Here is a 12,292-nt window from a genome sequence, read left to right as displayed (position 1 = left end):
GCAGCGACCGATGAACTCCTTAAAAAATAAAAATTCGTGAATAAATTGCGGTTATACATTGTTATGTGCAGATTTTCTATCTCTATTGTAATAGTGGAACATTTTTATAAACTGATTCAGTCTTAGAACACTTTCAAAAATATTCAAACTTTTCAATAAAAATTCACTATAGCTAATTTGATATTCTTCATTAGGTCTTTTTGTAATTGGATAATAAGAAATGATTTGTGACTTGCTATCAAGTTTTGCTTTAAAGTGATTAATTCCATTTCTTAATTTTGAATCAAATCTATTCTCAAATATTTCTAATACTTCTCCAGTGGAATATTGGTTAAATATTTCCATTTTACTACCATTACTAAGATTTTCAAAATCATCTGGATTGTTTACATTTCTTGGTATTCCTGAGGGCATATTTGTTATATCTCCTCTCTCTACATAGTTCATAAATTTTATTGGAATTACGCTATATCTTCCTAAAAACTCAAAGCAATCTGTGTAAAATGATTTCAATTTGGTGAAATTAATTATAGAAATATTTTTTTCTTTAAAATCAATGTCTTGGAAAGTATATACGAAATTAAACCTCAAATCAATAAACTCATTAATTAGTGACGAGCATTCGTGATTGAAGTTTTGTAAAAAAGAATCATTAGTGTAATAATCTGCGACCTCATTTAATTGTAGATTTTTAAAGGCACTTTCTTTAAATAGTGTGTCAAATAAATATTGTATAAAATCTGAATGTTTATCGTAATCAATCCAAGGGAATAAAAAATGGTTTAAAATAAAGAAATATGCATTCACAAAACCCAAGTCAGTTTGGAAATCAAACTCCTTTCCTTGAAGTAAAACGCATTCTTTCTTTAATCGATTACTTATTGTTTCAATGTTTTTCTTATTAAAGATTTGGTATGCAGTAACTAAGTCTTTAAGTTCATTCCATTTATCATTATCATATAAAGTTCGAATATTATCTCTTTGCCCTGATTCAATAACATTTTTAGGGTCACGTACTGTAGCCATAAATTTATTATGAGGTTCTGTACCTGCTTTTTTAACAGGTAACTTGTCGGAATATTCTAAAAAGAAATCTCCTGATTCGAAATCTCCCTCAGCTTGTTCTCCACGTAAAACTTTGAAATCCAAAGATTCTAAAAAATTCTGATGAAATCCTTGAAAACTTGCATTAGGAACGTCCATTGTATAGCTCTGAAATTTCTCATAATCAATGTCCAATCTAGCTTCAAGAGCTGTTTGACAATCAGAATTAGGACAATTAAATTTTATATCTTGTTTTTCTCTTGATAGTAGATGTAATCTAAGATTAGTTACTTTTTTACAATTATGACATTTTAAATGATATCTAATCCACATAGTTTTTTTTCAATTTGCACATAACGCCCATGGTTAAAGCGAGCGGCGCTAAAACAAAGTTTTATGTCGCCGCGGGAGCTTTGAGCCGTTCGTTTTGACCTTTGTTGGCAGGAGTTCCGCGAGCGTGCCCTGTTCGCGCTCGTATGGGCTATGGACCTAAGATAGTGAAAAAGTGCAAGGGAGAAACGCAAAAGGCGTATGCATGGGCGTTGGCAGGGATGAGCGGGCACGGGAGCGTTTGCATTCTTGCGAACGTGCTGCACGCGTTACCGAAGGTACATTTCTGCCAACGGTTCGTGTATAATTAGTTGCATACATTTCCACCGGAAACTGTCCGCCTGAAGTAAATATAATTGATTGCAGGAATTTCCAGTTGGAAATTCCGCCCACAATTAATTATACACAATGTTAGCAAACGTATTTATTTTCCAATTTCTTCTCTATTCCTTATTATGTTGAAGCTGTCACAATTCTTCATTTTTTCTTTTAAGTCTTTTTTGTCGTGATACATTTTGAATTTATCGGGAACTAATTCATTAATCATTTCAAAAACAGGACTTAATTCCGGATGATAGTAGTTATTCAATTGAACGAATTTTATAACAGAATCCTTTTTAAGTCCGACCATTTTTACATCCCCATCCGAAACACAGTTGTTCATGTAAATATCATTTAGGCTGTCCAATTTTATAGATGAAATCCTTCTTATTTTTGATTTTGGCAAGTCAGAGGTCGAGAATAGAAGACTATCACTTTCCCCCTCCAATTCCCCTCTGAATGTAATTGTTAATTCCCTTTCTGTCAATTTGTAAGCCATTGAATAAGCACTTGCATAATTATAGTCGTTTACTGAAAATTCAAATGGCCTAATCGGTTCGCTTTTACAGGAAAATAAAAGGGATATTGAGAGCGAAATTAATATTCCGATTGATTTTGGCATATGTTTGCTAACGCCCATGGTTAAAGCGAGCGGCGCTAAAACAAAGTTTTATGTCGCCGCGGGAGCTTTGAGCCGTTCGTTTTGACCTTTGTTGGCAGGAGTTCCGCGAGCGTGCCCTGTTCGCGCTCGTATGGGCTGTGGACCTAAGATAGTGAAAAAGTGCAAGGGAGAAACGCAAAAGGCGTATGCATGGGCGTTGGCAGGGATGAGCGGGCACGGGAGCGTTTGCATTCTTGCGAACGTGCTGCACGCGTTACCGAAGGTACATTTCTGCCAACGTCTCGGTTATGAGTAGTTGCGTGGTTTAGCGATTAACTTTGCAAGTACGCACAAAACTGAAAATCCGCGAGGATTTTCGGAAGTAGCGAGAACAAGCAATTACTTATAGCCATTGTTGGCAACTGGCTTTTTTTATTAATAATCTTGTACTAAGACTTCAGTTGGAATGTGAAGAGTTGAATTTAATTTTCTTATCATTCCTAAAGTTAGTTTACGTTTTTTACTTAAAATTTCGCTTACTCTACTTTTAAATCCAACAACTTCGGCTAAATCCTTTTGTTTCATTCCCATTTGTTCCATTCGGAATTTGATTGCCTCAATTGGGTCAGGCATTCCAATTGGAGAGTTCTCATTTTCATATCTGTCAATTAAGATTGAAAGAATTTCTAATTCATCTCCCTCGTCAGTTCCTTTTTTTGCGTCAAAAATGTCCTCAAGTCTGTCGAGTGCCTTTTGATAGTCTTTTTCGTTTCTAATTGGTGTTATTTTCATAATCAGATATTATTTGCGTCTATTTTATCATATTCTGCGTGAGTTCCGATGAATCTTATCCAGCATATTTGAAATTCAAAGTTGAATTTTACAATTAATCGGTAGTTGTTGCCTTTAATATTGTAAACAATTCGATTGTCTTTTAAAATACTTGCACTCGGATAATCGTTTTTTAATTCATTTATATTTTTCCATTCGGATTTTTCAGTTTCTCTAAACCAAGACTTTAATTGTTCTTCACAGTCAGCGTGTTTCTCCCAAAAGTCTCGTAAAGTTCGTTTCGCTATTACTCTCACATTATACTTGTTTGTCGCAAATATAATAAAAAAGTTACCAAATTGGTAATAATGTTTGTTTTTTCAGCTTGTTGCCAACGTGCTGCACGCGTTACCGAAGGTACATTTCTGCCAACGTCTCGGCTATGAGTAGCTGCGTGGGTTAACACTTAACTTTGCAAGTACACACCAAACTGAAAATCCGCGAGGATTTTCAGGAGTAGGCGAGAACAAGCAATTACTTATAGCCATTGTTGTGTGTAGCCTTTTATTTAACTTTTTTAAATTCCACTTCAACATCTCCTTTACCCAATGCTTTCATAAGTCCATTTGGGTTTTGAATTTTTCCAATTTTCGAGTAGCGATAAGAAGTTTTAAAATCTTTGTAAAAGAGAACAATAGTATTTGATTGCCATAACATTAAATCTCCCGATTCAATCGAATTTACGTCTATGGTTTCTGTCGATAGGTTCTTTGAAATATTGAAATACTTTTCATTACTGTTCAGGTCTTTCATTTTTAAGGTTAACGGTAACATTTCTAAAAATTCTCTAGCAGGCTCATTGTTTGCTAAAGTTGTTTTATAGTTTGTGTCGCCAACTATTATTGAAATCTCTGTAGATTGGTTTGTGTTCATTTTTTCATCTTCAATAGTTGTTTTTTCCATATTTCCACTTTTTGAAGAAATATTAGTGCAACTTAAAATTGCTAGTATAATTATTAAAAGTCTCACGTCTAATCTATTTGCTTGATTACTTTCGCTGGTATGCCACCAACAATTGTGTTATTAGGCACGTCTTGATGAACAACCGCACCTGCAGCTACAACTGAATTTTCTCCAATTGTAACGCCTGGAAAAATTGTCGCATTTACTCCAATCCAAGCATTTTGTTTTATGTGAATATGTCCAACAGTTAATGTCTTTCTGTTAATTACTGAAATTGGATGACTCTCAGAAGTCAAATTTACTCTAGGGGCAATCATTACATTGTCATCTATGGTTATGCCACCCAAATCTAAAAAAGAACAAGCGTGGTTTATGAATATGTTTTTGCCAAGTTTTATATTCTTTCCGTAATTGGTGAAAAATGGTGTAAATACTGTCGTGCTTTCATCAATTCTTTGGTCAATAATTTGGCTCAATAATTTTCGGATTTCTTTATCATCCACCTCATTATTGAGCTTAACAAGCAGTTTTTTTGTTTCGTTAACAGCAGTTCCGATTTGAGAATAGTCTGGGTCATTGAATGGAACAGATTCACCACTTATTAATCTCTCGAATATATTTTTTTCTGAATTATTCATTCATTTACTCGGTTTGTTTTTCAAGGTTACACATAACGCCCATGGTTAAAGCGAGCGGCGCTAAAACAAAGTTTTATGTCGCCGCGGGAGCTTTGAGCCGTTCGTTTTGACCTTTGTTGGCAGGAGTTCCGCGAGCGTGCCCTGTCTGTGCTCCTATGGACTGTGGACCTAAGATAATGAAAAAGTGCAAGGGAGAAACGCAAAAGGCGTATGCATGGGCGTTGGCAGGGATGAGCGGGCACGGGAGCGTTTGCATTCTTGCGAACGTGCTGCACGCGTTACCGAAGGTACATTTCTGCCAACGGTCTCGGCTCGTATGTTTAGGGGCAAATAATCAATTATTGATAAATATAGTAGTTTCCCAATTATTAATAAGAGCTAGAATAGAAGGGACAGAGAGGTCTCGGCTAGATACATCCAATGATATCGTTTCATAGAAATCCCGCCCTTCTATAATCTTCTTGGAATCCGGACAGTACCTAGGCCCTGTTCATGGAGGCCGAATCAAATGCGAGCAAGGATGGCAAAGAGGATTGTAGCCTAAAAAATGATGTTATGGCAAAACGGTTGAAACAAAGTCTGGGCATCGATGTTTCCAAATTGAGTTTATCCTTATCCCTCGGGTTCCTAACGGATAAGCTGGAGAAGGAATTCATGTCACATCCTGATGTGCCCAATGACCTATCGGGTTACAGGGAACTTTTAAAATGGTTGAAGAGATCGGTTGATGGCCCTGTTGAGCTAGTTGTCGTCATGGAGGCCACGGGAGTATACCACCAGGGTATCGCCCATTATCTGTACTCACATGGCTATACGGTCTGTGTAATGCAGTCCGGTCGGGTAAAGCGCTATGCCCAGAGTCTGGACCAGCGTTCGAAAACGGACGCCCTGGACAGCAAAATGCTCAGTATGCTGGGTATTGAAAGAAGTATTCGTCCTTGGCGGCCGCCCAGTGAAGAATTACAGGAGCTAAAGGCATTGAGCAGGGAGCGCAGTTCCTTGTTAAAGGACAGGGTTACGGAGACCAACCGTCAAGGGGCCATCGATTCGGGTGTCCATGGTAGTACCAAGGCCGTAAAACGGCACAGGGACCGACTCAAGCTTCTCAACGGCCAAATAGAAATGATAGAGGCGGAGATGAAAGAGATCGTATCAAAGAACGAAGCACTGGAAAGAAAGATCGGTTTTATAATGAGCATACCTGGGATCTCTTTTATATCGGCAGCAACAGTGGTAGGAGAGACATTGGGCTTTGAGTCGATGACCAATGCAAAACAATTGACAAGTTATGCAGGCTACGATGTCGTATTGCGTGAATCCGGCAATTTCAAGGGAAAGACAGTCATCAGTAAAAAGGGGAACAGCCATATCAGGGCGGTCCTGCACATGCCATCGATGACCTGTGTACGCTGCAACCCGACGTTGAAACGATTCTATAACAGGCTGAAGCCCAACAAAGCAAAACCTTTGGTTGCCTTGATAGCCGTTCAGAGAAAGTTATTGATATTGATGTACACCTTATGGAAAAATGAAGAAGTCTATGATGCGGCCTATGAAACAAAAAAGCAGCAAAAGCATGAAGCCATTGCTGCACAGGATAACAATTTGATAAATCAACTCGTTTCCTAAAATTTTAAGGAAAAAACTTGTTTTTAGACACAGTACCTATGAGTAGTTGCGTGGGTTAGCACTTAACTTTGCAAGTACGCACCAAACTGAAAATCCGAAAGGATTTTCAGAAGTAGGCGAGAACAAGCAATTACTTATAGCCATTGTTGGGCATAGTTTTTATTAAAATGAGTTAATTACAGTTACACCACTGCTTTTAAACTTATTCATTTCAGGTAATATCTCTATACTTTCTTCAAGTGAAATAGTTTTCTCTAAAAGTTTATCAGGAGTTAGTTTTCCTGTTTTTATCATTTCTAAAATTTCGTGGTATTTGTATGCTTGCATACCGTGACTTCCTAATATTTCAAGTTCATCAGCAATTACTTTATCCATTGGTATTTGTGGATGTTTATGAGAACCAGCCATTAAGCCAACTTGTATATGTTTTCCTCTTTTTCGAAGATTAGAAATTGAGTTAAAGCAAGTTTCTTGATGACCTAAAGCATCTAGAGAAACGTGAGCACCTCCTTTAGTTAATTCCTTTATTTCTCCAATTATATCTTTTGAATTTTTACTATTAATTGTTTCTATGGCACCAAGTTCCTTTGCTAGATTTAAGGTTTTATCATTTATATCTACTGCAATTACTTGTGCACCTAAAGCATTTGCTATCATAATAGCAGATAAGCCAACACCACCACAACCGTGTACTGCAACAAATTCACCACCTTTTAACCCTCCTTGTTCAACAACAGCTCTAAATGAAGTTATAAATCTGCATCCAAGTATACAGGCAGTTTCATATGTTATTTCATCGGGTAACTTCACAAGGTTTAAATCTGCGTGATTTAAGGCCATATATTCTGCAAATGAACCCCAATGTGTAAATCCAGGCTGTGATTGATTGTCACAAACTTGGTGGTTTCCAGAATGACATTGATAGCAACTACCACATCCACCTACAAAAGGAACTGTAACACGGTCACCTATTTTAAAATTTTTAATATCCTTTCCAATTTCCACAATTTCTCCTGCTAATTCGTGTCCCGGAACGTGAGGTAATATTATATCACTATCGTGTCCTTGCCAAGCGTGCCAATCGCTTAAACACATACCTGTTGCTTTAATTTTTATTACTACTCCGTGACTTTTTGGTGTTGGATAGGAGACATTATTTATTTGAATTTTTCCTTTAAATTCCTCAAATACGGCTGCTTTCATTTTTTTTATATTTCTTCAAATTATGCCCAACGCCCCTGGTTAAAGCGAGTGGCCCTAAATCATGGTTTTATGGCGCCTCGGGAGTGTTTTGACTTTTGCTGGCCGAAGTTCCGCGAGCGCGCCCTGTCTGTGCTCGTATGGGTTATGGACCTAAGATAGTGAAAAAGTGCAAGGGAGAAACGCAAAAGGCGTATGCATGGGCGTTGGCAGGTATGAGCGGGCACGGGAGCGTTTGCAGTCTTGCGAACGCGCTGCTCGCGTTACCAAAGGTACATTTCTGCCAACGGTTGGGCTATGATTTCGTTGCGGCGATTTCCGTAGAAAATTGTCGGTTAGAAATCGGGCCCTGTTAATGGTTAATAGTTTTAAAGTTGGTCAGAATCTAGCAATGAATTATAGCCGGTGTTGGGCATAGTTTTTATTTAGTCATTTCATGAATAAAATCCATGTCAAACTGTTTGCCTTCTGAAAATGACTTACAGATATATTCAAGAACCTGTCCAATTTCAACCAGTTTTTCTCCATCCATATTCACAATTTTAAAGATATCGTTCTGATTGTAATTATATCCAAGACTAGATTGAATTCGATAGGCCAATTCCCACAGTTTGGAACTTGTCCGCAATCGCTCAGTTTCGGTCAAGTCCCGAGAATTAAGTCCGTCAATATGTAGTATTAATTCTGCAAACAGTCTTTGGTCAAAATCTCCGTCCTGATTTAGCTTTTCACAAAAAGAACCCTCTGATTGCTGGAGGTTTTCAAGGATCAAGTCCATTTGATTTAAATTATGCCCAACGGTCTTGTGTATGGGTCGTTGCGGGAAATCAGCTATGATTTTCCGCCGTTACCGAAAGATAGCAAATTGCAATGAATTCCGATTAGGAATTCAGCCGCAATGAGCTATACACGTCTTAAGTTTGATTCTAGTTATTTTAATGCAATAAACCAGAAAGAAAAAAGCGTAGAATAAGGTTAATATACACCGAGAAACCTAGATTTCGTCAACATTGATAATCCCTACGCTTTACTACTTTGAATTCGTTCAGTTCTATGAGACCTAGATCTCGCTTTCAAGTTGTGGAATACCCAGTAGCTTTTTCTTTCCAATTCATTTATCTATGGTTAAAAATAAAGATTTTGTAGGTGTCGATGTTAGTAAGGATACCTTGGATGTTTATGACGGAAACACTTTTTATCAAATCAAGAACAGTTACTCAGGTTTTAAAAAGCTGATGAAACTTAGTGGAGTACATTCGCAATTTGTAATGGAAGCCACGGGCTATTATCATTACAAGCTTGCATATTTCCTTCTGGAAAATGGCAGGGCGGTTTCAGTGGAGAATCCCTTGAAGGTAAAACGCTTTATACAGATGCGACTCAGTAAGGTGAAGACCGATAAGAGTGATGCCAAACAACTTTTTGAATATGGATCGAGCCAGAATCCCGATTTATGGAAGGGAGAAAGCAAATCACAGCAAGAATGTCTGCAAATAGTCCGTTTACTGGCCACTTACACAAAACAGACCACCCAATTAAAGAACAAGCTACATGGAGAAGCGGTTTTGGGAAACCCATCAAAATCGGTCGTCAATTCTTTAAGAAGACAATTACGCCATACCGAAAAGGAGATTGCAAAACTTGAAGGTGAATTGGAAGAAAAGGTAAGGCAGGTCAATGCAAAAGAACTTACCTTACTTAAATCAATTCCTGGAATAGGTAATAAATCGGCATTATTGCTTTTAGTTTTTACTGACGGTTTTAGACGTTTTGATACCTCAAGTGAACTATGCAGTTATGCCGGTCTTACTCCAACAATCAGAGAATCCGGTTCAAGTATCAAGGGAAGGCCAAGAATAAGCAAAATGGGTAATCCAAAACTCCGTAAATTACTGTTCATGTGTAGCTTTAATGCCTGTAAATATAATAGGGCCTGTAAGGCACTTTATGAACGATTGGTAGCCAAAGGCAAAAGCAAGAACTGGCTTTGATCGCCGTATGCAACAAACTACTCAAACAAGCTTTTGGCGTAGTAAAAAACGGACTTCCATATCATGAGAACTTTGTGTCAACATTGAGCTAAAAAAGCTTGTTTTTCACCTCAGTTCTTTGTTAGCCCACGTATTATTCAGTTCATCAATTGTATCAACAATAATTTTAATATATTCCTCTTTTGTTCCCTTTTTAGCTAAAACCTCTTCGCTATTTGCAATTCTTTTCATTATTTCATTTTTATATTCTGGATACATTTGTTTTCCCTTTCCTCCTAAGCGTTGGTGAATCATATCTAATTTCCAACTTAGGTTTTCAATTCTTTTTCTTGCTCCAAGTTGTGCGATATTTTCTGAAATAATTTGATAATCTTCGTGAGCTATACCATAAATTTTTTCTTCTGAAAATGGTGTATTAAAATCAGCCTGATTTTTAAATTTTTCAGAACCATAAAATTCTTTTACCATTCCTTTTAAATAGCTTTTCTTGAAATAAAAGAAAATTAGATACTCATCGATTATTAGAGAATATGGCCTTTCATAATATGGCGACCAATGTAGCCAAGTACTATATTTATCTGAAAAATTTGGTGAACGAACTACTTTGTAGCCGATATCAGATAAGTCCGAATCATACTTGTCAATTGTTAATTCGTTAATTTCTAAAACTAAATATTTGTCGAGTATTCTCCGTAATTTATTTTCTTCCTTGAGCTTAAGTTTAAATCCGCTATCGTCTTGAATAGACAACCTCCAAATAATTGATGCCCAAAATAAAAAGCTTAGAAATGGTCTTTTTTCACTAATGTAATTTTCACTTATTGAAGTGTTTTTATTTAAACTTTTCGAATATTCACTTTCGAAAGTCCCAAACCGTTTTTCACATCTTTTACAGAAATAATTATCCACAATTCCATCAATCTTATTGTTTTCAATTACTTCATCTGTGACTTCGCCATATACTTCTTCAAGTTTTTCGGGTAGAACAGCACTCCCAAAATAAGATTCGGTTGTGTCTTGAGTTATTCTGAAACCTAATTCTTTATCTCTAGCTCGAGTTCCAACTTCATTATCAATTCGTTTCATTAGAAAATGAGGTACAATGTGAGAACCTGTCTCGTCAGCTGGATTTTTGTCGCAAAGTAAGCAGTTTCTCATATGTAGGCTAACGGTCTGAATATGCGGAGTGCGGGATTTCAAAGCTCCAAGTTATCAAACCTATACAATGTTTTATAATTGTTATAAGCTTCAAATTATTAGCATCACCCCGCATTACGTATATTTTTTGTTGGCTGCTATGTTTTATTCCTCATTTTCAATTATCGTTGGGTATCGAGAACAGATTTCCATATATGTTGAAAATATTATTTCAAATATCAAATCCTTATATTCTTTCATAATTTCGGAATCAAGCTTAAAAGTTAATCCAACATTATATTTTCCACTATCCAAATATTTAATTAGGTCAGTATTAATCTTTGAGTTGTTGTGGACAATGATATTCCTTATGCAAGTGAACTTTTCTAATGCTTCTAATTCGCTTTTCTTTAGTTTTAAAATAATCTTAAACGGTTCTTTTTTCCATTTTTGTATAATTGATGATATCTTTTCATATCCAGACTTCTCCAGCTTTTCATCAATTATTTTTGATATTAATTTGTCATAGGATTCTGCTTGCAATATTTTATTTAGCGCAATTACTTTATCATCATTAGCAAGAAGACTTCTGTCATTTTCAAACAATATCCTCTGAACATCCTGAAAGTAACCTTCAAGATAGGAAAACAACGATATAAATTCTTGCTGATATAATACTTGTTGAAAATCAACGGAAGTAATATCTTTTTCCACAGTTTGCAAAAAGCTAATATTTTCAATTAATCGATAGGATTCTTTAGATAACCCTAATTTCTCATAGTGTTTCTCCGTCAGTAGATTAAATTGTTCTTTATCCAGCTGTTTTACAACCTTATTTAAAATAGTGCTGTCTTTTTTTAGCTTTTCCTTAGAATCCTTAGGCAAACTTCTTGGAAAGTCAGCAAATATTTCATTGCTATACATGCTAAGTTAATCTACTTTAGCCATATTAGCTTTCATATTCTGAAAAACCTTATCTAATCTATCTTTGAGTGCTTCTTGCATTATATATGTCTAGAATGATTGATTTGCAGTCCTCTTCAACATTACAGCCAACGCCCATGGTTAAAGCGAGCGGCGCTAAAACATGGTTTTATGGCGCCGTGGGAGCTTTGAGCCGTTCGTTTTGACCTTTGTTGGCAGGAGTTCCGCGAGCGTGCCCTGTTTGTGCTCCTATTGGCTGTGGACCTAAGATAGTGAAAAAGTGCAAGGGAGAAACGCAAAGTGTTAATGCTGTGACATTGAGAAATCCCTTTAATACACAACATAAAAGGCCAAGATCAATCAACCTATAACCGCTCATACCCTAAGGCATAGGTATGCTACCCATCTTTTAGAAAAAGGTGCCGATATTAGGGTCATCCAAAAATTGCTCGGGCACAACTCTATAAAAACGACTATGCTTTATACCCAAGTTTCGTCGCCTACCATACACCATATAGTAAGCCCTTTTGATGATTGAGTGGGGGCGGCATCGTTAAAATAAGCGCATAAAAAAACGGATTGCTTACCACAATCCGTTGATTTACAAAATCTTTGCTTTTGTAGCGAGAGAGGGACTTGAACCCTCGGCCTCCGGGTTATGAATCCGACGCTCTAACCAGCTGAGCTACCTCGCCTCTTGTTTTGAAAACGGCTGCAAATATAATGGTAAAATTCGGGTTCTT

Annotated in this window: 14 protein-coding genes, 1 tRNA gene and 1 pseudogene; 5 read left to right on the top strand and 11 right to left on the bottom strand. The window is 36.7% G+C overall.

The annotated features are described in order from the left end of the window. Nucleotides 1–51 precede the first annotated feature (51 nt). Nucleotides 52–1,377 carry a hypothetical protein gene (locus D1013_RS13720; protein WP_162987908.1) on the bottom strand — a complete coding sequence of 442 codons (1,326 nt, stop codon included), beginning with the start codon at nucleotides 1,375–1,377 and terminating at the stop codon, nucleotides 52–54. Between the two features lie 172 nt (nucleotides 1,378–1,549). Here D1013_RS13720 and D1013_RS20595 point away from each other — a divergent pair, with 172 nt between their 5' ends. Next, nucleotides 1,550–1,681: a hypothetical protein gene (locus D1013_RS20595; RefSeq protein WP_262688119.1), complete on the top strand. Its 132-nt coding sequence runs from the start codon at nucleotides 1,550–1,552 to the stop codon at nucleotides 1,679–1,681. 117 nt (nucleotides 1,682–1,798) lie between these two features. Here the strand turns inward: D1013_RS20595 and D1013_RS13715 are convergent, their stop codons facing one another. From D1013_RS13715 to D1013_RS13690, 5 genes are all read right to left on the bottom strand, one after another. After that, a complete protein-coding gene (locus tag D1013_RS13715; RefSeq protein WP_162987907.1) occupies nucleotides 1,799–2,317 on the bottom strand; it encodes a hypothetical protein in 519 nt (172 codons plus the stop codon). 414 nt (nucleotides 2,318–2,731) lie between these two features. Then, entirely contained in the window at nucleotides 2,732–3,088 is a 357-nt protein-coding gene (locus D1013_RS13705) for a helix-turn-helix domain-containing protein (RefSeq protein ID WP_121849370.1), read from the bottom strand. A 2-nt stretch (nucleotides 3,089–3,090) separates the two neighbouring features. After that, complete coding sequence (locus tag D1013_RS13700; protein WP_121849369.1) at nucleotides 3,091–3,384, bottom strand: type II toxin-antitoxin system HigB family toxin; 294 nt, start codon at nucleotides 3,382–3,384, stop codon at nucleotides 3,091–3,093. A 247-nt stretch (nucleotides 3,385–3,631) separates the two neighbouring features. Then, entirely contained in the window at nucleotides 3,632–4,030 is a 399-nt protein-coding gene (locus D1013_RS13695) for a cyclophilin-like fold protein (protein WP_121849368.1), read from the bottom strand. A gap of 68 nt (nucleotides 4,031–4,098) precedes the next feature. Then, nucleotides 4,099–4,668: a DapH/DapD/GlmU-related protein gene (locus D1013_RS13690; RefSeq protein ID WP_121849367.1), complete on the bottom strand. Its 570-nt coding sequence runs from the start codon at nucleotides 4,666–4,668 to the stop codon at nucleotides 4,099–4,101. A gap of 184 nt (nucleotides 4,669–4,852) precedes the next feature. Between D1013_RS13690 and D1013_RS20400 the strand changes: the two genes are divergently transcribed. Beyond that, the gene (locus tag D1013_RS20400; RefSeq protein ID WP_162987906.1) at nucleotides 4,853–5,002 is read left to right on the top strand and encodes a hypothetical protein; all 150 of its coding nucleotides are present in this window, start codon (nucleotides 4,853–4,855) and stop codon (nucleotides 5,000–5,002) included. Between the two features lie 158 nt (nucleotides 5,003–5,160). Then, entirely contained in the window at nucleotides 5,161–6,297 is a 1,137-nt protein-coding gene (locus D1013_RS13685) for an IS110 family RNA-guided transposase (RefSeq protein WP_121849366.1), read from the top strand. Between the two features lie 162 nt (nucleotides 6,298–6,459). On the opposite strand, the gene D1013_RS13680 is transcribed toward D1013_RS13685, so the two are convergent. Together D1013_RS13680 and D1013_RS13670 are read right to left on the bottom strand one after the other, a co-directional pair. Further along, a complete protein-coding gene (locus tag D1013_RS13680) occupies nucleotides 6,460–7,500 on the bottom strand; it encodes a zinc-dependent alcohol dehydrogenase family protein (protein WP_121849365.1) in 1,041 nt (346 codons plus the stop codon). A gap of 418 nt (nucleotides 7,501–7,918) precedes the next feature. After that, the gene (locus D1013_RS13670; RefSeq protein WP_121849363.1) at nucleotides 7,919–8,275 is read right to left on the bottom strand and encodes a hypothetical protein; all 357 of its coding nucleotides are present in this window, start codon (nucleotides 8,273–8,275) and stop codon (nucleotides 7,919–7,921) included. A 343-nt stretch (nucleotides 8,276–8,618) separates the two neighbouring features. On the opposite strand from D1013_RS13670, the pseudogene D1013_RS13665 reads away from it, so the two are divergent. Further along, nucleotides 8,619–9,580 (top strand): annotated as a pseudogene (locus D1013_RS13665) (IS110 family transposase). Nucleotides 9,581–9,593: 13 nt separating this feature from the next. On the opposite strand, the gene D1013_RS13660 reads toward D1013_RS13665, so the two are convergent. Together D1013_RS13660 and D1013_RS13655 are read right to left on the bottom strand one after the other, a co-directional pair. After that, nucleotides 9,594–10,574 (bottom strand): hypothetical protein, encoded by a 981-nt coding sequence (locus D1013_RS13660; protein WP_121849362.1) that lies wholly within the window; start codon nucleotides 10,572–10,574, stop codon nucleotides 9,594–9,596. 216 nt (nucleotides 10,575–10,790) lie between these two features. Continuing rightward, on the bottom strand, nucleotides 10,791–11,549 hold the full coding sequence (locus D1013_RS13655) for a hypothetical protein (RefSeq protein WP_121849361.1): 759 nt from the start codon (nucleotides 11,547–11,549) through the stop codon (nucleotides 10,791–10,793). Between the two features lie 355 nt (nucleotides 11,550–11,904). On the opposite strand from D1013_RS13655, the gene D1013_RS13650 reads away from it, so the two are divergent. After that, the gene (locus tag D1013_RS13650; RefSeq protein WP_121849360.1) at nucleotides 11,905–12,087 is read left to right on the top strand and encodes a tyrosine-type recombinase/integrase; all 183 of its coding nucleotides are present in this window, start codon (nucleotides 11,905–11,907) and stop codon (nucleotides 12,085–12,087) included. A gap of 83 nt (nucleotides 12,088–12,170) precedes the next feature. Here D1013_RS13650 and D1013_RS13645 read toward each other — a convergent pair. Further along, nucleotides 12,171–12,244: transfer RNA gene (locus tag D1013_RS13645), tRNA-Met, on the bottom strand. Between the last annotated feature and the right edge of the window lie 48 nt (nucleotides 12,245–12,292).

The organism is Euzebyella marina, assembly GCF_003687485.1.
In the GTDB taxonomy this organism is placed as follows: Bacteria; Bacteroidota; Bacteroidia; order Flavobacteriales; family Flavobacteriaceae; genus Euzebyella; species Euzebyella marina.
This window is presented reverse-complemented; position numbering and strand designations above follow the sequence as displayed.